The 26,874-nt window shown below is 69.4% G+C and carries 3 protein-coding genes and 2 pseudogenes; 2 read left to right on the forward strand and 3 right to left on the reverse strand.

The window, feature by feature from the left end; all coding sequences use genetic code 11:
* A pseudogene (locus tag AC230_RS33160) lies at positions 1 to 7,010 on the forward strand (SDR family NAD(P)-dependent oxidoreductase); the annotation flags it as partial.
* 328 nt (positions 7,011 to 7,338) lie between these two features.
* Positions 7,339 to 8,691: a cytochrome P450 gene (locus tag AC230_RS22390; RefSeq protein WP_049718151.1), complete on the forward strand. Its 1,353-nt coding sequence runs from the start codon at positions 7,339 to 7,341 to the stop codon at positions 8,689 to 8,691.
* Between the two features lie 471 nt (positions 8,692 to 9,162).
* Here the strand turns inward: AC230_RS22390 and gdhA are convergent, their stop codons facing one another.
* The 3 genes and pseudogenes from gdhA to AC230_RS34825 all read right to left on the reverse strand — a co-directional run.
* A complete protein-coding gene (gene gdhA / locus AC230_RS22395) occupies positions 9,163 to 10,494 on the reverse strand; it encodes an NADP-specific glutamate dehydrogenase (RefSeq protein ID WP_049718152.1) in 1,332 nt (443 codons plus the stop codon).
* A gap of 117 nt (positions 10,495 to 10,611) precedes the next feature.
* A complete protein-coding gene (locus AC230_RS34820) occupies positions 10,612 to 12,855 on the reverse strand; it encodes a type I polyketide synthase (RefSeq protein ID WP_479683274.1) in 2,244 nt (747 codons plus the stop codon).
* A gap of 69 nt (positions 12,856 to 12,924) precedes the next feature.
* Positions 12,925 to 26,874: pseudogene (locus tag AC230_RS34825) on the reverse strand (type I polyketide synthase); the annotation flags it as partial.

Consider the following 26,874-nt stretch of genomic DNA (forward strand, 5'->3'; position numbering starts at 1 on the left):
CGTACAGGCCCACGCCGCCGCCGTGCTCGGCCACGGATCCCCCTCGGCCATCCCACCCCAACAAGCCTTCCGCGACCTCGGGTTCACCTCACTGACAGCGGTCGAGCTGCGCAACCGGCTGAACGCACTGACCGGCCTGCGTCTGCCGACCACGCTCGTCTTCGACTACCCCAACGCCTCCCTCCTCGCCGCCCACCTCCTCGAAGCCCTGTCCGGTGACGACGGCGCGTCCTCCCCGAGCCTCCCCGTCGCCCAGCCGGCAGTGGGAACGGACGAGCCGATCGCCCTCGTGGGCATGGCATGCCGCTACCCGGGGGACGTGCGGTCGCCCGAGGAGTTCTGGGAGCTGCTCTCGGCGGGCGGGGACGCGGTGTCGGGCTTCCCCACGGACCGCGGATGGGACCTGGAACTCCTCGCCGAGGGACTGGCCGCAGCCGACACCTCCGACGGACCCGGGGAGCCGGACGGGGCCTCCTCGGCCGGAGGCGGGTTCCTCTACGACGCGGCGGAGTTCGACGCCGGCTTCTTCGGGATCAGTCCGCGTGAGGCGCTGGCCATGGACCCGCAGCAACGGCTGATGCTGGAAGTGTCCTGGGAGGCGCTCGAAAGCGCGGGCATCGACCCCCACACGCTGCGCGGGAGCGATACCGGTGTGTTCGCCGGCATGTCCCAGCAGGACTACGTGGACCTGGTGCGTCACGGATCGGAGGACCTGGAGGGCTACGCCATGACCGGCGTCTCCGGGAGCGTCCTCTCCGGACGCATCGCGTACACCTACGGCTTCGAGGGACCGGCCGTCACGGTGGACACGGCCTGTTCCTCGTCCCTCGTCGCCCTGCATCTGGCCTGCCAGTCACTGCGTTCCGGCGAGTGCTCCCTCGCCCTCGTGGGCGGCGCGACCGTCCTGTCCACCCCGGTGCCTTCGTGGAGTTTTCGCGGCAGCGGGGGTTGGCTGCGGATGGTCGGTGCAAGGCGTTTGCCGCGGGTGCTGATGGTGTGGGGTGGGGTGAGGGTGTTGGTGTGGTGTTGGTGGAGCGGTTGTCGGATGCGCGGCGTCGGGGGCATCGGGTGTTGGCGGTGGTGCGGGGGAGTGCGGTCAATCAGGACGGGGCGAGCAACGGGTTGACGGCGCCGAATGGTCCGTCGCAGCAGCGGGTGATCCGGCAGGCGCTGGCGAACGCCCGTCTGGGGCGGGGGATGTGGATGCGGTGGAGGCGCACGGTACGGGGACGGTGCTGGGGGATCCGATCGAGGCGCAGGCGTTGCTGGCGACGTATGGTCAAGGGCGGGTGCAGGGGCGGCCGTTGTGGTTGGGGTCGGTGAAGTCGAACATCGGTCATACGCAGGCTGCGGCCGGGGTGGCGGGTGTGATCAAGATGGTGCTGGCGATGCGGCATGGGGTGTTGCCGCGGACGTTGCATGTGGACGAGCCGTCGCCGCACGTGGACTGGGCGGCCGGCGCCGTACGCCTGCTGACCCACGCAACGCCCTGGCCGCAGTCCCCGACGGAGGGCGGTCCCCGGCGTGCCGGGATCTCCTCCTTCGGCGTCAGCGGCACCAACGCCCACGTCATCATCGAACAAGCACCGGACACGACAGAGGAGTTGGAGGAGAACGGCCTCGACCCCGCCCCGGCAGACAGCCGCGCGTCGGCCCCCTCCCCGGTGCCGTGGATCGTCTCGGCGCGCTCCGAAAGCGCTCTGCGACGGCAGGCGCGCAGGCTGCGGCGGTTCGCGGCCGACGACCTCGCGGGGAACGCCACCGAGGGGCACGCCAGGGCCGTCGCACGGGCCCTCGCCACCGACCGGGCGCTCTTCGAACACCGTGCCGTGGTCCTGGGCGACGGACACGCCGAACTGCTCCAGGGTCTGGACGCGTTGGTCACCGGCACACCGGCCCCGGGCGTCGTCGAGGGACCGGCCCGGGCCCTGCCGCGCTTCCGCCTCGCCCTGCTCTTCGCCGGCCAGGGCACCCAGCGCCCCGGCATGGGGCAGGAGCTCCACGGGACGGTCCCGGCCTTCGCCGACGCCCTGGACGAGGTGTTCGCGGCGCTCGACCCGCACCTGGACCGTCCGCTGCGCTCCGTGGTCTTCGCCGCGCCCGGCACCGCCGAAGCCGCGCTCCTCGACCGTCCCGGGTACGCCCAGACGGGACTGTTCGCCCTGGAAGTGGCCCTGTTCCGGGCGATCGAGACCCTGGGCGTGCGCCCGGAGTACCTGATCGGGCACTCGGTCGGCGAACTCGCGGCCGCCCACGTGGCCGGCGTGCTCTCCCTCGCCGACGCCGCTCTCCTCGTGGCCGCCCGGGGCACGCTGATGGAAGCCCTGCCGCCGGGCGGGGCGATGACGGCGATCCGCGCCTCGGAGGACGAGGTGACACGTGCGCTGGCCAGGGACGAGGCGGCGGAACAGGTGTCCGTCGCGGCGGTCAACGGACCCACGTCCGTCGTCGTCTCGGGTGCCGCCGAGGCCGTCGAGCGGGTGGCGGAAGCGTTCGCGGCGCGCGGCCGCAAGACCCGTCGGCTGCGCGTCGGTCACGCCTTCCACTCCCCGCTGATGGACCCCATGCTGGAGGAGTTCAGGCGGACCGCGCGCTCCGTGTCGTACGCCGAGCCCACCCTGACCGTCGTCTCGTGCCTCACCGGCCGGCCGGCCACTCCCGGCCTCCTCACGGACCCGGAGTACTGGGTGCGGCACGTCCGGGAAACGGTCCGGTTCGCCGCCGGCCTGGAGTGGCTGCGGGACGACGCCGAGGCCACCGCGTTCGTCGAACTGGGCCCGGACGGTACGCTCTCCGCCCTCGCCCAGGAGTCCGCCGGCGCACCGGTACCCGCCGACACCGCCGCCGTGCTCAGCGACGAGGATCCCGCCCTGGCCGTCCCCCTCCTGCGCCCGGACCGCGCCGAGCCCCGTACGTTCCTCGCCGCACTCGCCCAGGTACACGTCCACGGCGGCGGCGTCGACTGGCCGGCCGTCATCGGCCCGTGCCCCGCGGCCAGGACCGTCGAACTGCCCACGTACGCCTTCGACCACCGCCGCTACTGGCTGGATCCCCGCCCCGCGGGCAGTGACATGACGGCGGCCGGCCTCGGCGGTCCCGGTCACCCCCTCCTCGGGGCGGCCGTCGAACTCGCCGAGTCCCAGGGGCTGTTGTTCACCGGCCGGCTCTCCCTCCGGACCCACCCGTGGCTCGCCGACCACGTCGTCTTCGGCGCGGTCCTGCTCCCGGGCACGGCGATGCTGGAGCTGGCCGTCCGCGCCGCCCGGGAGGCGGCGCTGGGAACGGTGGAGGAGCTGACCCTGCAGGTTCCCCTGGCGCTGCCCGAACGGGGAGCGGTCGTCCTCCAGCTCGCCGTCGACGCTCCCGGCCCGTCCGGCGAACGCTCCTTCTCCCTCCACTCGTACCCCGACGACGGTCATGGGAACGACCGCAGCGACGCCTCGCCGACGCTCGCCGCGGGCAAGGCATGGACGTGCCACGCGACCGGCGTGCTCGCCCCCGACGCCCTCTCCGGGCCCGGGCGGCCGGACGACCCCTGGGCCGACCCGGACGCCCCGTGGCCGCCCCCGGACGCCGAACCGGTGGACCTGGACGGCTGGTACGCGGACCTGGCGAGCGCCGGCCTGGGCTACGGTCCGGCATTCCAAGGACTGCGGGCCGCCTGGCGCCTGGCGGGTGACGTCTACGCCGAGGTCTCCCTGGACGAGGACCAGACGCGTCACGCCGCCCGGTACGCCGTGCACCCCGCCCTGCTCGACGCCGCGCTGCACCCCGTCGTCCTCGGCGTCGACATGACCCGGGACCGGGAACAGGGCGGCGGTCTCCTGCCGTTCTCCTGGAGCGGCGTCTCGGTGACCGCCACGGGCGCACCCGCCCTGCGCGTCCGGCTGTCCCCCACGTCCCCGGAGACCGTCGCGCTGGAGGCGGCGGACAGCACCGGCCGGCCGGTGCTCTCCGCCCGGGCGCTGACCTTCCGGCCGATCAGTGAGGAACAGCTGCGCGCAGCCCGCACCACGTACCACGAGTCGCTGTTCCGCGTGGAGTGGAAGCCTCGGCCCGTGCCGCCCGTCGAGGGAGGGGACGGCCCCGTCGGCCGGTGCCGGTGGGCCGTCGTCGGCAGCCCGGTGCACGGACTGCCGGAAGCGCTCGACGCGGCGGGAGCCGCCTGGCAGGCGTACCCCGACCTCGCGGCGCTGGGCGAGGCCGTCGCCTCGGGAGCCCCGGCCCCCGGCATGACGGTCGTGTCGTGCGGCGCCGAAGAGGCGACGGAGGAGAACGACCGAGGCGAGAACGTCCGAGCCGACGATGGCGGCGGAAGGAGCGCCGGTGAACGCGAACACGGCGGGACCGGAGAGGACGGCCCCGTCAGCGCCGTCGCTGTACAGGAGGCGGCCGGACGCGCCCTGAGCCTCCTCCAGGGCTGGCTCGCCGACGACCGGTTCGCGGACTCCCGGCTCGCCCTCGTCACCCGGGGCGCCGTGGCCACGGACGGCGAGGACACCGTCCCCGGTCTCGCACACGCGGCGGTGTGGGGGCTCGTCCGCTCCGCCCAGAGCGAGCACCCGGGCCGGTTCGTGCTGGTGGACACCGACGGCTCGCGCGCCTCGCTCCAGACCCTCCCGGGCGCCCTCCTCACCGGCGAACCGCAGTTCGCGCTGCGGGACGGTACGGCCCGCACGCCCGTGCTGAACCGCGTCGCCGTGACCCGCGCCCCCGTACCCGGGACACCTGTACCCGGGACAGGAACGGAGGCGGACCCCGCCGACGGAGAAGGAGGCGGGGACGGGACCGGCCACGCGGACAGGGCCCGACAGCCGGTGCGCTGGGACCCCGGGACCACCGTGCTCATCACCGGAGGCACCGGTGTCCTCGGCGGAATCGTCGCCCGGCACCTCGTGACCACGCACGGCGCCCGCCACCTCATGCTCGCGGGCCGCAGGGGAGCCGCGGCCCCCGGAGTTACGGAACTCGTCGCCGAACTCACGGCCCACGGCGCCGACGTCACCGTCCACGCCTGCGACACGGCCGACCGCGACGCGGTGGCCCGCCTGCTGGCCCAGGCGCCCGACCGGCACCCCCTCGGCGCCGTGATCCACATGGCGGGAGTCGTCGACGACGGCATCGTCACCTCACTGAACGCCGCGCGCATGGAAGCCGTGCTCGGCGCGAAGGCCCTCGGCGCCCTGCACCTCCACGAACTCAGCCGGACCCTCGCCCCCGGCCTGCGGGACTTCCTCGTCTTCTCGTCCGCGGGCGCCAGCTTCGGCAGCCCCGGCCAGGGCAACTACACCGCCGCCAACGCGTTCCTCGACGCCCTGATGCACCACCGGCGTGCGCAGGGCCTGCCCGGCCAGTCCCTGGCCTGGGGCCTGTGGGCCGAGGCCAGCGGGATGACCGGCCACCTCGACGCGACCGACCGCGCCCGCATGTCCCGTGGCGGGCTGGCACCGCTCTCCAACGAGCAGGGACTCGCCCTCGTCGACGCCGCCGGCGCCATCGACGAACCCCTCCTGCTGGCCACCCGGCTGGACATGCGGGCGCTCCACGCCCAGGCGGCCGCCGGTGCGCTGCCACGCATCCTTCAGGGACTGGTCAGGGTTCCCGCCCGGCGGGCTGGCAGGGACGGCGCGGACGCCGACACGGCCGCCGCCCTCCGCCGGAGGCTGGACCGGGCGGCCGACCCCGGCGAGCGCACCCGCATCGCCCAGGAGCTCGTCCGCACCCAGGCCGCCCTCGTCCTGGGACACGGTGCCGGTCAACAGGTCCCGGCCGGCACCGAGTTCCGCGAGCTCGGATTCGACTCGCTCACGGCCGTCGAACTGCGCAACCGCCTCAACTCCCTCACCGGGCTGCGCTTGGCCACCACACTGGTCTTCGACCACCCCACCCCCGAAGCCCTGGCACTCCACCTGCTGGAATTGATGGTCGAGGACGGCGGCGCCGCAACTCCGGCCCACCGTCCGCCCGATGGGAGAACGGCGCACGCAGACGACGGAGACCGTGACGGCGGTCGGAGGAACGCCGACGTCTCCGGCCCCCCCCACGGCCCGGAGGGCACCGGCGGCTTGGACGACGGGGAGCACCGGCATGGGCGCGACAGCGACGAGTCCGACGGCCGCGGCGCCCAGGAACACCCCGGCGGCCACGAATCGGCGGCACGCCGCAAATACGGCCCCAAGCGGCAGCACGGCGGACCGCCGGAAGCGACGGTCGAGTCCCTGTTCTGGCTGGGGCACGACACCGGCCGGATCAAGGAATCCATGGATCTGCTGTCGGCTGCCTCGGTGTTCCGGCCCTCCTTCGACCGGGTGACGCCTGAGACGACACCGCAGTTCGTACGCCTCGCCCAGGGCGACCCGGCGGCCGGCCGTCCCGCCCTGATCTGCCTGCCCACCGTGGCCGCGGTGTCGAGCGCCTATCAGTACGTGCGGTTCGCGGCGGCCCTCGAAGGTCTGCGCGACGTCTGGTACGTCCCGGCGCCGGGCTTCGTCGCCGGCGAGCCGCTGCCCGCCGACGTCAACGTCCTCGTCCGGACGTTCGCCGAGGCCATCGTGGACTTCATGGGCGAGGCGCCCTTCGCCCTGGCTGGACACTCCGCGGGCGGCTGGATCACTTACGCCGTCACCCAGCACCTGGAGGAGCGCGGCGTGTTCCCACGGGCCGCGGTGGCCATGGACGCCTGGCTCCCGGACGAGGGCATGGCCCCCGTCGCCTCGGCCCTCACCAGCGAGATCTTCGACCGCGTCACCCAGTTCCTCGACGTGGACTACGCACGGCTGACCGCCATGGGCGGCTACTTCAGGATCTTCTCCGGCTGGACCCCGCCGGACATCGTCACACCCGCCCTCTTCGTCCGAGGACAGGACGGCGAACAGAAGCCGCCCGTATGGGGAGTTCCGCACACGGTCGCCGAAATCCGCGGGGACCACTTCACCATGATCGAAAGCCATGCGGAAGCAACGGGTCGGTACATCCACGACTGGATCTCGCAGTTCGATGACGAAGTGTGACGAATCCGTGCGTGAGGCAAACTGCGTCCGCCCCTCGGGTTTGGTTCACTGGACGAGAAGTTTCTGGACGAGGAGTTGCTGCGGCCGCGTCCGGAAACGGCCCGGCGGTGCCGTAACCGCTCGAATTCCTCCTCGGGCCGATAGGGGCTATCCGTCGGCAACGCCCCTACCTAGTCTGCTCCTTGGACGTCCCGGGTGCTGGTCCCACGACCGCCGTGCCACCCCGGCCCGGGGCACACCGGGAATTCAGCGCGTCCGCGTCCACGACCATGATCGAACATGCGGAACCGGCCGGCTGCAGCCCGGAACCCGATAGGAGCCCCCATAGATGTCTTCCAGTCCCCCCATTCCCGTCGTTCCGGGTGCCTGGCCGGTGGTCGGCCATGTACCGCAGCTCGTCCTGCGACCCCTCGCATTCCTCAAATCCCTCGCCGGACACGGCGACCTGGTGGAAATCCGGCTCGGACGCAAGCCCCTCTACGTGGCCACCCACCCGGAAGTCGCCCGGTCCATGCTGGTGACCAACGCGCACGACTTCAGCCGCAGCAGCAGGACGGCCAAGTCGCTGCGATTCGTCGGCCCCATCCTCGTGGCCACCCGCGACGAGCCCCATCTGCGGCAGCGCCGCCTCATGCAGCCCACCTTCCACCGGGCCCGGCTCGACAGCTACGTCTCCAGCATGGCCGCGGCCACCGAGGAGGTCACCGCCCCCTGGTCGCCGGGCGACGCGGTGGCGGTCGCACCGGCCATGACCGACATCGCCGTGCTGACGATGACGAAGTCGCTGTTCTTCTCCGAGCTGGGAACCGACGCGGAAGCGGCACTCCGCAAGGCCGGCCACGCCATCCTCGCGGGAGCCAGGATCGCCAGCCTCGCCCCCAACCTCTACCGGTGGCTCCCCACCCCGGGAAACCGGTCACTGCCCGCCGCGCGCAAGGCCATCCACCACACCATCGACGCCTACCGCGCCGACGGCCGGGACCACGGCGACATGCTCTCGATGCTGATGAGGGCCCAGGACTCCGCCGGCAGAACACTCTCCGACGACGAGATCTGCACCGAAGTCCTCGGACTCGCCGTCGCCGGCATCGGCGGCCCGGCCGCCACCGCCTCATGGGTCCTCTGCGAACTGGGCAGGAACCCGGATATCGAACGCCGCGTACACGAGGAACTCGACACCTTCGTCACCGACCTCCCGCCCACCCCCCAGGTCATCGCCCAACTCACCTACACCCACCAGGTGGTGAAGGAAGCCTTGCGCAAATACCCCGGCTGGGTCGGCATGCGCTGCGCAGTCCGGGAAACGCGGCTGGGGGAGTACACGCTGCCGGAGGGCGCCGAGGTCATCTACAGCGCCTACGCGCTCCAGAACGACCCCCGCTGGTACCCGGGCCCGGAACGCTTCGACCCCGACCGCTGGGACAGCAAGCAGGGCGGCGGCAAGGTGTCGAAGGGCGCCTGGGTCACCTTCTCGGCGGGCGTGTACAAATGCATCGGTGACGCCTTCGCCATCACCGAGACCGTTACCATCATCGCGGTCATCGCCTCCCGCTGGCGCCTGCGCCCGCTCCCCGGGCATAACGTGCGCGAAGTCACCGAGGCCACCCACGTCCTCCCGCACAAGCTGCGGATGATCGTGCAGCCCCGGACGGCGCAGAAGCGCCAGAACGCCGCAGTCTGAGCGCGGCGCCCGCCTGCCCCCCGCCCGCACCTTTCCCGATCGTGGGCCGGGCGGCGGGGCGGGCCCCGGGACGCGGAGACGACCGAGGCGACCGCACCATCGCGCGGGAGCGACGGCGTACACGTCGGTACGCCCGCGGGACCCACGGTCGTCTCCGCTCGCTCGCATGGCCGGAAGACGGAGCCTTGTCGCCGGGCCTGCGCGAACGTCCCACCACAGAAAGCCCCCGCCACGGACGGGCGTTGAGCCGTGCGCGCGGACGCTTCCCGGGCGGCGCAGCCACGCACCGCCCATCGCCGGACGCTGTCCCGTACCCTCTTCCGTATCCCCTCCCGCGTATCCCGGGTCTCACGCAACCTGCACGCCGGGCGGGGCGCCATGTCCCGGCAACCCCGCCCGGCGTGGTCGCCGGAGCCGCCCGGCCGCGGCGGTGCCCGCCCACTGCCGGACCGCTGCCCCCACCGGGCCGGATCAGACGAGCCCCTGGGCGAGCATCGCATCGGCCACGCGCTCGAACCCGGCGATGTTGGCCCCCACGACGTAGTTGCCGGGCTGCCCGAACCGCTCCGAGGTCTCGTAGACGGTGTCGTGGATGCGCCGCATGACATCCGCGAGCTCCTGCTCCACGCGGGCGAACGACCACGACTCCCGGCCGGCGTTCTGCCGCATCTCCAGCGCGCTGGTCGCGACACCCCCCGCGTTCGCGGCCTTCCCCGGACCGAACGCCACCCCGGCCTCCTCGAAGATCCGTACCGCCTCCGGGGTGGTGGGCATGTTCGCCCCTTCCGACACCGCCCGCACACCGTTGCGCACCAACGCGAGGGCGTCGTCGGCATCCAGCTCGTTCTGGGTAGCCGACGGCAGCGCCACATCGGCCGGCACCTCCCACACCCGGCCACCCGGCACATAACGGGCCGACGAGCCGCGGCGCTCGGCATAATCCCGGACGCGCCCCCGCTCGACCTCCTTGACGTGCCGGAGCAGGGGCAGGTCGATGCCCTTCTCGTCCACCACGTAGCCGTCCGAGTCCGACACCGTCACCACGCGCGCGCCCAGGGCGTGGGCCTTCTCGATCGAATACAGCGCCACGTTCCCGGAGCCGGAGACGGACACCTGGAGACCCGCCAGATCCAGCCCGCGCTTCCTCAGCATCTCCGCCGTGAACAGCACGTTCCCGTAGCCCGTGGCCTCCTTGCGTACCTGGGACCCGCCCCAGCCGGTCCCCTTTCCGGTGAGCACCCCGGCGTCCCAGCGATTGGTGAGCCGCCGGTACTGACCGAAGAGATAGCCGATCTCACGGCCGCCGACACCGATGTCCCCGGCGGGAACGTCGGTCCGGTCGCCGATGTGACGGCTCAGCTCCGTCATGAACGCCTGGCAGAAACGCATCACTTCACCGTCCGAGCGACCGTGCGGGTCGAAGTCGCTGCCGCCCTTGGCACCGCCCATGCCGAGCCCCGTCAGGGCGTTCTTGAAGATCTGCTCGAAGCCGAGGAACTTCACGATGCCGAGGTTTAGCGAGGGATGGAAGCGCAGCCCGCCCTTGAACGGCCCGAGAGCACTGTTGAACTCCACCCGGAACCCCCGGTTGACGTGCGTCTCCCCCCGGTCGTCCGTCCAGCACACCCGGAACATGATCTGCCGCTCGGGCTCCATGAGCCGCTCGACGAGCTTGGCATCGGCCAGCTCCGGCCGCGCGGCGAGCACCGGAGCGAGGCTCTCCAGCACCTCGCCGACCGCCTGATGGAATTCCGGTTCACCCGGGTTCCGCCGGAGGACCTGGGCGAGAAGAGAAGTCGGCATGGTGCCCCTTCCATGAATCACAAGAATCCAATGTGCCTGAAAAACCGGATGAAACTGACAGCAGGGCAATTCCATGCATCTACGAACGTAGTGATGGATTTCGACCGTCAAGTACCCCTAGCCAGCCCATCCTTCCCCGGACGCATCCACTCCGGGGAGACCTTCGTCGTCCCCCGCCTCATGAGCCAACCGCACCAGGCCATCGACATCCAACTCGTCGATCACCGGAGAACCGTCGTCACTACCCTCGGCCGGAACACCGCCCAACGCGCCCGCTCTCGCGCCGCCTTCCGAACCGGACGCGCCGCCGGACCGCTCCTCTGCCAGCCGCACCAGAGCGGGCAACAGGCCGGCCTCCTCCAGCCGCCGCAGCGGAACAGCCGCCAGGAACCTCCGCAGTCCGTCCTCCCCCACCCGCACCTCCGGGCGGGCGGCACCGCTTCCTCGACCACTCGCCTCATCACCGGCGGAGCCCCCAGCTGACGGCAGCCTGCCCAGCACATGCCGCACGAGCGCCGCCGGAGTCGGGAAGTCGAACGCCATCGTGGAAGGCAGCCGAAGGTCCAGCGCGGCGCCGAGGCGATTGCGGAGCTCCACGGACGTCAGCGAGTCGAAGCCCAAATCCCGGAACGGCCGCTCCTCCTCGAGGGAGAAGCCGGAACCGAAGCCGAGGACCGTCGCGACGTGCGACTTCACCAGCCGCAGCACCGTCCGCCGCCGCTCGGCAGCACCCTGCCCAGCCAGCCGCTTCCTCAAGGCCGCCGCCGCGTCCGCCGCCCCACCCCCGGCCTCCGCCGATGCCGCCGACGACCGCTCGGGCATCCGGACCAGAGCGCTCAGGAGTGGCGGAACGCCGCCCTCCACCGCACGGGCACGCAGCACCGCGAAGTCCAGCCGCGCCGGAAGGAGGAACGCCTCCCCTGACGCCAGAGCGGAATCGAAGAGCGCCAGCCCCTCCTCGTCCAGCAACGGCGCCATCCCTCCGCGATTCAGCCGGGCATGGTCCTTTTCGTCGAGATGACGCGTCATGCCGCTGCCCTGCGCCCACAGCCCCCACGCCAGGGACGCCGCCGCCCAACCTTCGGCCCTACGGTGATGGGCCAGGGCGTCCAGGAACGCGTTGGCGGCCGCGTAATTGCCCTGACCGGGGGAGCCAAGCACCGCCGCCGCGGACGAGAACAGGACGAACGCGCCGAGAGCCCTGCCCCGCGTCAGCTCGTGCAGATGCCACGCCGGAGCAGCTTTGGCCCGCAACACCCTCCCGAGCCGATTCGGCGTCAGCGACAGAACGGTCCCGTCGTCCAGCACACCGGTCGCGTGCACCACCGCGGTCAGCGGATGATCCTCCGGAATCCCGGCGAGCAGCGCGGCGACAGCATCCCGCTCGGCCAGGTCGCACGCGACCACATCCACCGACGCACCCATGGCCGTCAGCTCCGCCACCAGCTCCCCAGCCCCCGGGGCCTCCACGCCCCGGCGGCTCGCCAGCACCAGGCGCCGCACCTCGTGCGCCTCCACCAAGCGGCGCGCCACCAGCCCACCGAGAGCACCGGTGCCCCCGGTCACCAGCACCGTGCCGTGGGGATCGAACACGGGACCCCTGAGCCCCTCAACCTGTAGCTCGGCCCCCCCGAGTTCAGCGCCCGCCGACCGCACGTCGTCGCCGGTGTCGCACCGGGACTGCTGCTGCTCCGTCCTCACCTCCACGCGCAGCAGCCGTGGAGCGTGCACCCGGCCGTCCCGCCAGACCAGTTGCGGCTCCCCGGCCCCGGGGACCCGCGACAGCACGTGCCAGGGAACGCCCAGCGAGTCACTACCGACGCCAGAACCTTCGAGATCCAGCAGTACGATCCGGCCTGGATTCTCTGACTGCGCCGAACGGACCAGCCCCCACACCGTCGCACCGGCGAGATCGGTGACGTCCTCCCCGGGGCGAACGGCCGCCGCGCCACGCGTCAGCACGACGATCCGGCTGCCGGCCAGTCGATCATCCCGCAGCCATCGCTGGAGCAGCAGTAGCACCTCCTCCGTGAGGGAACACGCGGCGGAGTACGGGGTGATTGCGGGCGCGTCGTCCCCGCCGTCCTCACCGTCACAAGGTTCATTGCCCCTGCTACCGAGACTGCCGCCGTCGGTGTCCGGACCGGCCGCGTGGACGAACACGACGGTAGGGACCGGGCCACCGGCGTGGAGTGCTTGCAGTAGGGCATCCCAATCCGCGTACACCTGCGCACTGTCGGGAGCCGTCGCCGGACCGTCCGAGGGAGGAACCGAGAGAGCCGTCGGCAGTTGGCTGCTGCCCGTGCCGACGAACGCGCACGTCTCGGAAGCGCAGGGTGAGGCTGCCGACACCGCTGCCATGACCGGGGTGTACTCCACTCCGTACAGGGATGATCGGGCTGCGGAGCGCGCGGACCGCACTTCCTCGGCAGACGCCGGGCGCAGCACCAAAGACTCGACGGATGCCACGGGGCGTCCATCCTCGTCGACAACGTCGATGGCCACCTCGGCGATGGTGCCGGTCTCCGCGTTGGCCTCCTCGCCCCCGACTGCGGGAGAGGCTGCCGACAACCGGACCCGCAGCTCGGAACCGGCGGACGTCGGCGCATGCAGCCTCACGCCGCGCCAGACGAACGGGAGATGGGGGGACGGCGTCCCGTCCCCCACCGGCCGCGCCCCCAGGAGATGCAGAGCCGCGTCGAGTTGAGCTGGGTGCAGCGCAAACGATGAGGTGTCTCCCGTTTCCCAGTCGGGATGCGAGACGCGGGCGTAGAGGTCGTCACCGTCCCGCCATCCGGCGACCATGCCACGGAACGCGGGACCGTACGACAGACCGGCCGCTTCGAGTCGCTGGTACAGCTCGTCCAGATCGACGGGAACGGCGTCGGGTGGTGGCCAGGGAGTGTTGTTGGTGGGGGGTGTGGGGGTGGGGTGGGGGGTGAGGGTGGCGGTGGCGTGGAGTACCCAGGGGGTGTTGCCGTCGTCGGTGTTGGTGTGGATGGTGAGTTGGCGTTGGCCGTGGGTGTTGGTTGGGGTGGTGGTGATTTGGAGGGTGGTGGGGTGGGTGGGGTGGAGGGGGAGGGGGGTGTGGAGGGTGAGTTCTTGGATGTGGGGGGTGGTGGTGTGGTGGGCGGTGTGGAGGGCGAGTTCGAGGAAGGCGGTGCCGGGGAGGAGGGGGGTGCCGGCGATGGTGTGGTCGGCGAGCCAGGGGTGGGTGGTGAGGCTGATCTGTCCGGTGAACAGGTGGGTGTCGTTGTCGGCGAGGGTGAGGGTGGCGCCGAGGAAGGGGTGGTGGGCGGGTTGCAGGCCGGCGGTGGTGACGTCTCCCGTGCCGGGGGGTGCGGTGAGCCAGTAGCGCTGGTGTTGGAAGGGGTAGGTGGGGAGGTCGATGTGCTGGTGGGGGGTGGTGTGGGTGGTCCAGTTGATGGTGTGGGTGTGGGTGTGGATGTGGGCGAGGGTGGTGAGGAGGGTGTGGGTTTCGGGTTGGTTGGGTTGGAGGAGGGGGTGGGCTTGGGGGGTGTGGTCGGGGAGGTTGTGGTGGGTGAGGGTGGTGAGGGTGTTGTCGGGGCCGAGTTCGAGGTAGGTGGTGACGCCGAGGGTGTGGAGGGTGCAGGTGGTGTTGTGGTAGTGGACGGGTTCGCGGGTCTGGTGGGTCCAGTAGTCGGGGGTGAGGAGGGTTTCCGCCGGTGTTGTGCTGCTGATGAGTGGGGTGTGGGGGGTGTGGTAGGTGAGGGTGCTGGTGGTTTCGTGGAGTGGGGGGAGGAGGGGGTTGATGTGGGGTGAGTGGAAGGCGCCGCTGGTGTGGAGGAGGGTGGTTTTGCGCCTGAGGTCTTGGAAGTGCCGGACGATGTCGTGGACGGCCTCAGCGTCGCCGGAAACGACGAGTGACGTGGGGCTGTTGACTGCGGCCAAAGAGATGGCGTCCTCCCGGCCTTCCAGCAGGGGGAGGACTTCTTCGGGTGTGGCTTGGAGGCCGGCCATGATGCCGTCGGTGGGGAGGGTGGCCATGAGCCGGCCCCGGGTGGCGACCAGGCGTGCGGCGTCGGGGAGGGTGAGGATTCCGGCGAGGTGTGCTGCGGTGATTTCTCCTAGGGAGTGGCCGGCGAGGTAGTCGGGGGTCAGGCCGAAGGTTTCGGTGATGAGGCGGTGTTGGGCGATTTGCAGGGCGAACAGGGCGGGTTGGGTGTACTGGGTGCGGTGGACCAGGGCCTGTTGTCCTTCCTCCGGTGGTGCGAAGAGGATCTCCCGGAGGGGCTGGTCGAGGTGGGGGTCGAGGTGGGCGCAGGCCTCGTCGAGTGCCTCCGCGAACACCGGGAAACATTCGTAGAGTTGGTGTCCCATGCCGGGATACTGGGTGCCCTGTCCCGCGCAGACGAACGCGACCTTGCCGCCCGCCGACACCGGCCCGTCCCCTGTCACCACGCCGGGGTGTTCCTCACCCGCCGCCAGGGCCTGGAGGGCGTCGAGGTAGCCGTCCCGGTCCTCGGCCAGGACCACCGCCCGATGGTCGAACACCGACCGCCCTGATGCCAGCGCATGCCCCACATCAGGCAAGGACAGGTCCGGGTGGTCGGTGACGAACGCCCGCAGCGTGCTGGCCTGGTCCCTCAGCCCCTGCTCGGTCTTCCCCGACACCGGCCACGCCCACGGTCCCGGCGGAACCGCCGCGGCCTCGACCGGGATCTCTTCGGCTGGTGCCTGTTCGAGGATGATATGCGCGTTGGTGCCGCTGACGCCGAAGGAGGAGACGCCGGCCCGCCGGGGCCGCCCTGTCTCCGGCCACGGCACCGGCTCCCTCAGCAACTCCACCGCCCCTGACGCCCAGTCCACATGCGGCGACGGCTCCTGGGCGTGCAGGGTGGAGGGGAGGTGGCCGTGGCGCAGGGCCATGACCATTTTGATGACGCCGGCGACGCCGGAGGCGGCTTGGGTGTGGCCGATGTTGGACTTCACCGACCCCAGCCACAACGGCCGATCCTCCGGACGTCCTTGACCGTAAGTGGCCAACAGCGCCTGCGCCTCGATCGGATCCCCCAGCGTCGTCCCCGTCCCATGGGCCTCCACGGCATCGACGTCACCCGGCGCCAGGCCGGCGTTGGCCAGAGCCTGCCGGATGACCCGCTGCTGGGACGGACCGTTCGGCGCCGTCAGCCCATTGCTCGCCCCGTCCTGATTGATGGCGCTGCCGCGTACGACCGCCAGGACACGGTGGCCGTTGCGGCGGGCATCCGACAACCGCTCCATCAGCAGCATGCCGACACCCTCACCCCAGCCGGTGCCGTCCGCCGCAGCCGAGAACGCCTTGCACCGGCCATCCCGCGCCAGACCCCCCTGCCGCGAAAACTCCACAAACGTCGCCGGTGTGGACATCACCATGACGCCACCGACCAGAGCCAGCGAACACTCGCCGGAGTGCAGCGCCTGACCGGCGATGTGCAGGGCGACCAGGGACGACGAGCACGCCGTGTCCACGGACACCGCTGGGCCTTCGAGACCGTAGGTATAGGCGATGCGTCCCGAGGCGACGCTGCCCGAACTGCCAGTCAGTGCGTAACCAGCTGCTTCCTCCGGTGCGAAGCGCACATGAGCGGCGTAGTCCTGGACATTGATTCCCGTGAACACACCGGTACGGCTCCCTCGGAGTGAAGCCGGATCGATGCCACCGTCCTCGAACGCCTCCCATGAGGCTTCCAGGAGGAGGCGCTGTTGCGGGTCCATGACCAACGCCTCGCGTGGACTGATCCCGAAGAACTCGGCATCGAAGTGCCCCGCGTCGTAGAGGAAGCCGCCGTGCCGGGTATAGCACGTACCGGCATGGTCCGGGTCGGGGTTGTAGAGCCGGTCGATGTCCCACGCGCGGTCCGTGGGGAACTCGCTGATCGCGTCGGTGCCCGTGATGAGTAGATCCCAGAGCGCCTCCGGGCTGACTGCTCCGCCAGGGTACCGGCACGCCATGCCGACGATGGCGATGGGCTCCTCGACCTGGTCGGCCGAGGCGGGCACCTTCGGGACGGGCTCCGCCCGTTCGGTATCGAACTCCGTGCCCAGCAAAGCAACTTCGAGGTGGCGAGCCAGTGCGGACGGGGTCGGGTAGTCGAAGACGAGAGTGGGTGCGAGGGGAACGTCCACCGAGGAGACAAGCTGATTGCGAAGCTCGACCGATCCCAACGAGTTGAACCCCAGCTCCTTGAACGGCCGTTCTGCTTCGATGCCGTTGGCATCGGCGCGCCCAAGGACCGCAGCCGCACGGCTGTTGACCAGCTTGAGCAGGGTCTGATGACGTTCTGCCGGTGACTGACGCTCGAGCCGACTCCGCAGTGTATGCTCGGTGGCTTCTTGGGGAGTGGCTGAGGAGGCAGGGGCAGCGTCCGCCGGAGTCGGCCCTAGGGCCCGACGGACTTCCGGGATGTCGCTGATCAGTGGGCTCGGGCGCTGAGAAGTGAAGATGGGCGCGAAGGTCGCCCAGTCGATGTCGGCGATGACGGTGTTCTGTTGAGGGTGAGTGCTGAGGACGTGCTCAAACGCTGCCAGCGCCAGCTTCGGAGCCATGGGCGACAGTCCCCGGCTCCTCAAGTACGTGCGTGTCGATTCGTCGGCGGACATGCCGGCGCCGTCCCAGGCACCCCAGGCGATGGAGGTGGCGGGCAGCCCCTGCGCCTGACGATGGAGGGCAAGGGCGTCCAAGTACGCATTGGCGGTGGCATAGGCGCCGTGACCGGCACCTCCCCAGGCGCTCGCCCCGGAGGAGAACAGTACGAAGTGCTCAAGTGAGTCGTAGTCCTGCAGGAGTTCGTGAAGGTGGGACGCACCTACGGCCTTTGCAGCGGCGGCGCGTTCGAGGTCATGGAGCGTGGTGTCCGCGACGGCGAGTCCGAAGTTGACGCCTGCGGTGTGGATGATGGTGGTGAGGGGGTGTTGGGGTGGGATGGTGTTGAGGAGGTGGGTGAGTTGTTGTTTGTTGCTGGTGTCGCAGGTGGTGATGGTGGTGTGGGTGTTGTGGTGGGTGAGTTGTTTGAGGTGGTGGTGGGCGTTGGGGGCTTGGGGTCCTTGTCGGCTGGCGAGGATGATGTGGTGGGGTTGGTGGTGGGTGGTGAGGTGGTGGGCGAGGGCGGTGGCGAGTGCTCCGGTGCCTCCGGTGATGAGGATGGTGCCGTGGAGGGTGGGTTTTGGTGTGGGTGTGTTGGGTTGTGTGGTGGGTGTGAGGCGTGGGGTGTGGAGGGCGTTGGGTCGGATGGCGAGTTGGTTTTCGGTGGTTTGGGTGAGGGCGGTGGGGAGGTGTTGGTGGAGGGTGTGGGGTGTGGGGTGGTGGGGGAGGTCGATGAGTCCGGCCCAGTGGTGGGGGTGTTCGAGGGCGGTGGTTTTGCCGAGTCCCCAGGTGAGTGCTTGTTGGGGGTGTGTGAGGGGGTCGTGGGGGTGGGTGCTGGTGGCGTTGTGGGTGATTGTCCAGAGGGGGGTGGTGATGTGGGGGTGTTGGGTGAGGGTTTGGATGAGGGTGAGGGTGAGGGTGAGTCCGGTGGGGAGTGTGGGGTGGTCGGGGTGTGGTGTTTCGTCGAGGGGGAGGAGTGAGAGGAGGCCGGTGAGGGTGTGGGGTGGTTGGTTGTGGGTGGTGAGGGTGTGGTTGAGGTGTTGGGCGAGTGCCTCTGGGTTGGTGTGGGTGTGGTTGAGGGGGAGGGTGATGGTGTGGGCGCCGTGTTGGTGGAGGACGTTGAGGATGTTCTGGGTGAGAGGAAGGCTGGTGTGGTCTTCGGGGTGGGGGATGAGCCAGGTGCCGTGGAGGTGGGGTGGTGTGGTTGGTGGGGGGAGGGGTTTCCAGGTGATGGTGTAGGTCCAGTTGGTGATGGTGTTCTGTTGTTGTTGCTGTTGGTGCCAGGCATGGAGGGCGGGGAGGAGTTCAGGGAGAGGAGTGTCGGGCGGGACGTCGAGTGTGGTGGCCAGTGCGTCGGCGTCCTGGTTGGAGACGGTCTCCCAGAACTGGGCGTCGATGGCGTGGAGTTCATGCCGGGTGTTGGCGGCTGTGCTGCCTGGTGTGGTGGTGCTGAGCCAGTAGCGCTGGTGTTGGAAGGGGTAGGTGGGGAGGTCGATGTGCTGGTGGGGGGTGGTGTGGGTGGTCCAGTTGATTTTTTGGGCGTGGGTGTGGAGGTGGGCGAGGTGGGTGAGGAGGGTGTGGGTGTCGTCGCGGTCGCGGCGGAGGCTGCCGGTGACGACCGCCGGGGCCGGAGTGTGGTCGTTGAGGGCGGGAACCAGGGTCGGGTGCGGGCTGCACTCGATGAAGGTCTGATGCCCCTCGGAGGTCAGAGCAGTGGTGGCTTCGGTGAAGTGGACGGGGTGGCGCAGGTTGCGGTACCAGTACCCGGCATCCAAACAAGCCGTGTCCACCCAGGCATTGTCCAGGGTGGAGTAGAACGGGATGGTGGAAGGTTGGGGGGTGATGTGGGCGAGGAGGGTGGTGAGTTGGTCTTCGAGGGGGGTGATGTGGGGGCAGTGGGAGGCGTAGGTGACGGGAATGCGCCGTGCCCGTACCCCCTCACTGCGGCAGTGGTCCAGCAGTTCCTCCAGTGCGTCGGCGTCCCCGGAAACCGCCGTCGCCGTGGGGCTGTTGTGCGCGGCTACCCACAACCGCCCCTCCCAACGCTCCTCCAGCAGATCGGCTGTTCGGTCCGCTGGCAGTGCGAGGGAGGCCATCCCGCCCGTTCCCTGCAGGGACTGCAGCACCCGGGCCCGCAGGGCCACCACGGCTGCCGCGTCCGGCAATGAGAGCGCCCCCGCCACATGCGCCGCCGCGATCTCCCCCTGCGAATGCCCGACCACCGCGTCCGGCTCCACCCCGTAGGAGCGCCAGACCGCCGCGAGCGCGACCATCACCGCGAACAGCAACGGCTGGACCATCTCCACCCGTTCCCACACCGCGTCCTCGGCGGGCCGGCCCAGCATGTCCGGCACCGCCCATCCGGTATGCGGCTCCAGCGCCTGGGCACACTCCTCCAGCGCTGCCGCGAAGACCGGCGAGGACTCCCGCAACCCCAACCCCATCCCCGCCCACTGACCACCCTGACCGGGAAAGACGAAAACGGTCTTGTATCCGTCCGCGCCGGGGGGTGGCGTGCCGTGGACGAGGGCGGGATGGTCCTCCCCCGCCGCCAGGGCCTGGAGGGCATCGAGGTAGCCGTCCCGATCCCCAGCCAGAATCACGGCGCGATGGCTGAACGTCGACCGCCCGGTCGCCAGAGTGTGCTGTACGTCCCCCAAAGAGAGGTCGTGACGGCTCCGCAGGAACTGGTGGAGTTGTCGTGCCTGTGCTGCAAGGGCTGCGGCTGACTTGGCAGACACGACGAACGGTAGGAATGACGACGCAGAAGAGTGGGCGGCCATGGGGGCTGTCTCGTCGGCAAGTTGATCCCTTTCCTCATCGGGCGAAGCTCCGGATGAGGGTTCGGTTGGAGCCTGTTCGAGGATGACATGGGCGTTGGTGCCGCTGATTCCGAAGGAGGAGACGCCGGCCCGGCGGGGCCGTCCGGTCTCCGGCCAAGGGACCGGTTGGGTCAGCAACTTCACTGCACCGGACGACCAGTCCACGTGCGGCGACGGCTCGTCGACGTGCAGGGTGGCGGGGAGATGAGCGTGCTCCAGGGCCATGACCATCTTGATGACGCCGGCGACTCCGGCCGCTGCCTGAGCGTGCCCGATGTTGGACTTGATGGCGCCGAGCCAGAGAGGCCGGCCTTCCGGTCGGTCCTGGCCGAAAGTGGCGAGGAGGGCTTGTGCCTCGATGGGGTCGCCGAGGGTCGTACCGGTGCCGTGGGCTTCCACCACATCGATATCCCCTGGGGACAGATTGGCGTGGGCCAACGCCTGGCGGATGACGCGTTGTTGTGAGGGTCCGTTGGGGGCGGTGAGGCCGTTGCTCGCTCCGTCCTGGTTGACGGCGCTGCCGCGTACGAGGGCGAGGACGCGGTGGCCGTTGCGGCGGGCGTCCGAGAGGCGTTCGACCAGGAGCATGCCGACGCCTTCGCCCCAGCCGGTTCCGTCGGCCGCGGCCGAGAAGGCTTTGCACCGACCATCCGGGGACAGCCCCCGCTGCCGCGAGAACTCCACGAACGTGACCGGGGTCGACATCACCGTCACCCCTCCGGCAAGTGCCATAGAACACTCGCCGGCACGTAGCGCCTGGCAGGCAAGGTGGAGCGCGACCAGTGACGACGAGCACGCGGTGTCGAGGGAGACCGCCGGGCCCTCCAACCCGAGCGAGTAGGCGATACGCCCAGAGGCGATGCTCGTCGAGGCTCCGGTCAGGATGTAACCATCCAGGGCGTCGATGGCGCCCTGCAAACTGGCCACGTGATCTTGGCCATTGAGGCCGGTAAAGACCCCCACCCGGCTCTCACGGAGCGTATTGGCGTCGATGTTTGCCCGCTCGATGGCTTCCCATGACGTTTCGAGGAGCAGTCGGTGCTGGGGGTCCATGGCGAGGGCTTCCTTGGGGCTGATCTCGAAGAAGTCCGCATCGAAATCAGCTGCCTGGTATAGGAAGCCGCCCAGACGGGAGTAAGTGGTGCCGAGGGTATCCGGGTCGGGGTCGTAGAGGTTGTCCGTGTCCCAGCCGCGGTCCGCCGGGAAGTCGCTGATCGCGTCCTGTTCGTTGACGAGGAGTTCCCAGAGATTTTCGGGGCTCTCGACACCACCGGGAAATCGGCAGGCCATACCGACGATCGCAATGGGGTCGTGATCGGCCGAGGCCGATGCGGACGGCAGCACCGGCCCGTCCCCGGTGCTCACGGCGGCACGTACTCCACTGGCGTGGAGTTCCGCGATCAGGAATTCGACGAGCTTCCGAGGCGTGGGATGGTCGAAGACCAGGGTGGTGGGCAGTTGCAGGGCAGTGGACTTGGCGATTCGGTTGCGGAACTGTACGGCGGACAGCGAGTCGAATCCGAGCTTCTTGAACGAGATGTCTTCCGGGACGCCGCCGGCACCTTCATGCCCGAGTGTTTCGGCAGCTTGCTCGCGGACGAAGGCGAGGACCAGCTGGCGCTGTTGGGCGGGAATCCGAGTGGCCAGCCGGTGACGCAGCTCCGCATCGCCTCCTTGCAGGGGAGCAGCGGCCGAGCGTCCTTTGGCACTCCTGGTCTGAGGGATCTCTTCGAAGAACGGAGGAGCTTCATCAGTGTGGGCCGGTACGAAGGACGACCAGTCGATATCCGCAACGACGACAGTGGGGGACGGGTGGCTAATGGCTCGCTCGAAGGCGGCGAGGGCGAGGTCCGTGGGCATCGGCGGCAGTCCGTGACGCCGCATGTGTCCAGTGATCTCAGCGTTGGCCAGCCCTCCCTCTTCCCAGAGTCCCCAGGCGATGGAGGTGGCGGGTTGTCCTTGGGTGTGGCGGTGGTGGGCGAGGGCGTCGAGGTAGGCGTTGGCGGCGGCGTAGTTGGCTTGTCCGGGGGAGCCGAAGGTGGCGGCGGTGGATGAGTAGAGGATGAAGTGTTGGAGGGTGGGGTGGTGTTGGGTGAGTTCGTGGAGGTGTTGGGCGGTGAGTTGTTTGGGGGTGAGGGTGGTGTGGAGGTGGTGGGGTGTGAGGTTGGGATGGTGGCGTCGTTGAGGGTGGCGGCGGTGTGGATGATGGTGGTGAGGGGGTGTTGGGGTGGGATGGTGTTGAGGAGGTGGGTGAGTTGTTGTTTGTTGCTGGTGTCGCAGGTGGTGATGGTGGTGTGGGTGTTGTGGTGGGTGAGTTGTTTGAGGTGGTGGTGGGCGTTGGGGGCTTGGGGTCCTTGTCGGCTGGCGAGGATGATGTGGTGGGGTTGGTGGTGGGTGGTGAGGTGGTGGGCGAGGGCGGTGGCGAGTGCTCCGGTGCCTCCGGTGATGAGGATGGTGCCGTGGAGGGTGGGTTTTGGTGTGGGTGTGTTGGGTTGTGTGGTGGGTGTGAGGCGTGGGGTGTGGAGGGCGTTGGGTCGGATGGCGAGTTGGTTTTCGGTGGTTTGGGTGAGGGCGGTGGGGAGGTGTTGGTGGAGGGTGTGGGGTGTGGGGTGGTGGGGGAGGTCGATGAGTCCGGCCCAGTGGTGGGGGTGTTCGAGGGCGGTGGTTTTGCCGAGTCCCCAGGTGAGTGCTTGTTGGGGGTGTGTGAGGGGGTCGTGGGGGTGGGTGCTGGTGGCGTTGTGGGTGATTGTCCGGAGGGGGGTGGTGATGTGGGGGTGTTGGGTGAGGGTTTGGATGAGGGTGAGGGTGAGGGTGAGTCCGGTGGGGAGTGTGGGGTGGTCGGGGTGTGGTGTTTCGTCGAGGGGGAGGAGTGAGAGGAGGCCGGTGAGGGTGTGGGGTGGTTGGTTGTGGGTGGTGAGGGTGTGGTTGAGGTGTTGGGCGAGTGCCTCTGGGTTGGTGTGGGTGTGGTTGAGGGGGAGGGTGATGGTGTGGGCGCCGTGTTGGTGGAGGACGTTGAGGATGTTCTGGGTGAGAGGAAGGCTGGTGTGGTCTTCGGGGTGGGGGATGAGCCAGGTGCCGTGGAGGTGGGGTGGTGTGGTTGGTGGGGGGAGGGGTTTCCAGGTGATGGTGTAGGTCCAGTTGGTGATGGTGTTCTGTTGTTGTTGCTGTTGGTGCCAGGCATGGAGGGCGGGGAGGAGTTCAGGGAGAGGAGTGTCAGGCGGGACGTCGAGCGTGGTGGCCAGTGCGTCGGCGTCCTGGTTGGAGACGGTCTCCCAGAACTGGGCGTCGATGGCCTTGCGTTGATTTCCGGTGTCGGGGGCGGTGCCGCCTGGTGTGGGGGTGTTGGTCAGCCAGTAGCGTTCGTGTTGGAAGGGGTAGGTGGGGAGGTCGATGTGCTGGTGGGGGGTGGTGTGGGTGGTCCAGTTGATTTTTTGTGTGTGGGTGTGGATGTGGGCGAGGGTGGTGAGGAGGGTGTGGGTTTCGGGTTGGCCGGGCTGGAGGACGGGGCGGGCTTGAAGGTTGGTGTCAGTGAGGTTGTGGTGGGTGAGGGTGGTGAGGGTGTTGTCGGGGCCGAGTTCGAGGTAGGTGGTGACGCCGAGGGTGTGGAGGGTGCAGGTGGTGTTGTGGTAGTGGACGGGTTCGCGGGTCTGGCGGGTCCAGTAGTCGGGAGTGAGAAGGGACTCGGATGAACCGCTGTTGGTGACGAGTGGGGTGTGGGGGTGTGGTAGGTGAGGGTGTTGGTGGTTTCGTGGAGTTGGGGGAGGAGGGGGTCGATGTGGGGTGAGTGGAAGGCGCCGCTGGTGTGGAGGACGGTGGTTTTGCGCCCGAGGTCGTGGAAGTGCCGGACGACGTCGTGGACAGGCATAGGGCGCCGGAGATCACCAGGGACGTGGGGCTGTTGACTGCGGCGAGGGAGACCACGTCCTCCCGCCCTCCAGCAGGGGGAGGATTTCTTCGGGTGTGGCTTGGAGGCTGGCCATGAGGCCGTCGGTGGGGAGGGTGGCCATGAGCCGTCCGCGCACGGCCACGAGCCGTGCGGCGTCGGGGAGGGTGAGGATTCCGGCGAGGTGTGCTGCGGTGATCTCTCCTAGGGAGTGGCCGGCGAGGTAGTCGGGGGTCAGGCCGAAGGTTTCGGTGATGAGGCGGTGTTGGGCGATTTGCAGGGCGAACAGGGCGGGTTGGGTGTACTGGGTGCGGTGCACCAGCGCTCTCTGCCCCTCCTCCGGCGGTGCGAAGAGGATCTCCCGCAGGGGCTGGTCGAGGTGGGGGTCGAGGTGGGCGCAGGCCTCGTCGAGTGCCTCGGCGAAGACGGGGAAGGTTTCGTAGAGTTGGTATCCCATGCCGGGGTACTGGGTGCCTTGTCCCGCGCAGGCGAACGCGACCTTGCCGCCCGCCGACACCGGCCCGTCTCCTGTCACCACGCCGGGGTGTTCCTCACTCGCCGCCAGGGCTTGGAGGGCGTCGAGGTAGCCGTCCCGGTCCTCGGCCAGGACCACCGCCCGATGGTCGAACACCGACCGCCCTGATGCCAGCGCATGCCCCACATCAGGCAAGGACAGGTCCGGGTGGTCGGTGACGAACGCCCGCAGCGTGCTGGCCTGGTCCTCAGCCCTGCTCGGTCTTCCCCGACACCGGCCACGCCCACGGCCCCGGCGGAACCGCCGCGGCCTCGACCGGGATCTCTTCGGCTGGTGCCTGTTCGAGGATGATATGCGCGTTGGTGCCGCTGACGCCGAAGGAGGAGACGCCGGCCCGCCGGGGCCGCCCTGTCTCCGGCCACGGCACCGCCTCCCTCAGCAACTCCACCGCCCCTGACGCCCAATCCACATGCGGCGACGGCTCGTCGACATGCAACGTGGCAGGCAACACCCCATGCCGCAGCGCCATCACCATCTTGATGACCCCCGCCACCCCCGCCGCAGCCTGAGAGTGCCCGATGTTCGACTTCACCGACCCCAGCCACAACGGCCGCCCCTCCGGCCGGTCTCGTCCATAGGTGGCGAGGAGTGCCTCAGCCTCGATGGGGTCGCCAAGAGCAGTGCCTGTCCCATGGGCCTCCACGGCATCGACATCAGCGGGGGACAGCCCTGCGTTGCCGAGTGCCTGCCGGATGACGCGTTGCTGGGAGGGGCCGTTGGGCGCGGTCAGCCCGTTGCTTGCGCCGTCCTGGTTGATGGCACTTCCCCGTACCACGGCCAGGATTGGATGCCCCAGCCGTTGTGCATCGGAGAGCCGTTCCACCAGGAGCATGCCGACGCCTTCGCCCCATCCGGTGCCGTCGGCCGCCGCGGAGAAGGCCTTGCACCGGCCGTCCGGTGACAGCCCCCGCTGCCTTGAAAACTCGACGAAGGCGGTCGGCGTCGACATCACCGTGACGCCACCGGCGAGAGCCATGGTGCACTCGCCCGAGCGCAGGGCCTGGCAGGCCAGGTGGAGCGCCACCAGCGAGGAGGAACAAGCCGTGTCGACGGTGACCGCAGGGCCTTCGAGGCCCAGGGTGTATGCGATGCGTCCGGTGGCGATACTGCCCGCGGTTCCATTGGAGAGATATCCCTCGAAGCCGTCGGGGGCGACTGAGAAGCGGCCGCTGTAGTCGTGGTAGACCAGTCCGGCGAAAACTCCTGTCCGGCTTCCGCGAACCGACAGTGGGTCGATGCCGGCGCGTTCCAGGGCCTCCCATGAGGTTTCGAGCAGCAGCCGTTGTTGAGGGTCCATGGCAAGAACCTCACGGGGGCTGATGTCGAAGAAGGACGCGTCGAAGTAGCCGGCGTCGTGAAGGAAGCCGCCTTGCCGGGTGTAACAGGTGTGCTGCCGTTCGGGATCCGGATCGTAGAGCTCTTCCAGTGCCCACCCACGGTCGACGGGGAATCCGGAAATGGCGTCTTCCCCGGACGCGACGATTCCCCACAGCTGCTCGGGAGAAGCGACGTTCCCTGGGTACCGACAGGCCATGCCGATGATGGCGAAAGGCTCGTCGTTCGGGACCATGAGTGGAGCATGGGGGGAGGAGCCGCTCGGTTCACCGGTGAGCAGGTGGTCGAGATGGCGTGCGAGGGCTGTCGGGGTGGGGTGGTCGAAGACCAGGGAGGCAGGAAGCGTGAGCCCTGTGGCAGAGGCGAGACGATTTCGCAGACGGATGGTCGTGAGCGATGTGATGCCGAGGTCGTTGAAGGCGCGATCGGCGTCGACGGCCTGGGAGTCGCGATGGCCGAGGACGGCGGAGGTGTGCGTGCGTACGAGTTCGAGAAGAGCCTCATGGCGCTGAGCCGGGTTCATCCCAGGGAGTTCGAGAGGAGCTGCTGTCCGGTCCATCGGTGCTTGGGCACTGCCAGAAGGCTTCTGAGAATCGAGGATCGTCTCGAAGAGTCCGGCAGACTCGGGGTGGACCGGAGCGAATTTCGTCCAGTCGATATCTGCGATGACCGATGGTGTGACATTGCGGCTGACGGCCTGTCCGAAGGAGGTGAGGGCAAGGTCGACCGGCATGGGGCGGAGGCCGTCGCCCCGCAGCATGTCGCGGACCTCGTCCGTGAGATGGTCCCCTTCCCATGGTCCCCAAGCGATGGAGACAGCGGGGAGGCCCTGGGTCCGCCGGTGGCTGGCCAGCGCGTCCAGGTAAGTGCCGGCAGCCGTCTGAGCGACGTGTCCCGTTGAACCCCATGACGCCGGGGTCGATGCCAGGAGCACGAACTGCTCAAGGTATTTATGGCTTTGCAGGAGTTCATGAAGGACGCAAGGCAGGGAGGTCCCGGACGCGATGACCGATTCGAGGTAGTCGAGTGCGCAATCCGCGACGAACGAAGGGCGCATGTCATGTGACGCATGAAAGACAGCGGTGATGGGGCGATCCGGTGGAACAGCTTCGATGACCTCGATGAGTTGCTGTCTGTCGACGAGGTCGGGGCGGAGGGGGAGGAGATGGGCGTGAGGGTGGTGTTGGCTGAGCCAGTGGGTGAGTGTTTGGGTGAGCCC

Source organism: Streptomyces caatingaensis (assembly GCF_001187435.1).
In the GTDB taxonomy this organism is placed as follows: domain Bacteria; phylum Actinomycetota; class Actinomycetes; order Streptomycetales; family Streptomycetaceae; genus Streptomyces; species Streptomyces caatingaensis.

Bases quoted from the DNA above. Each gene is read 5' to 3' on its own strand.
- AC230_RS22390 (WP_049718151.1), top strand. From the start codon at position 7,339: ATGTCTTCCAGTCCCCCCATTCCCGTCGTTCCGGGTGCCTGGCCGGTG.
- AC230_RS34820 (WP_479683274.1), bottom strand. From the start codon at position 12,855: ATGGCAGCGGTGTCGGCAGCCTCACCCTGCGCTTCCGAGACGTGCGCG.
- gdhA (WP_049718152.1), bottom strand. From the start codon at position 10,494: ATGCCGACTTCTCTTCTCGCCCAGGTCCTCCGGCGGAACCCGGGTGAA.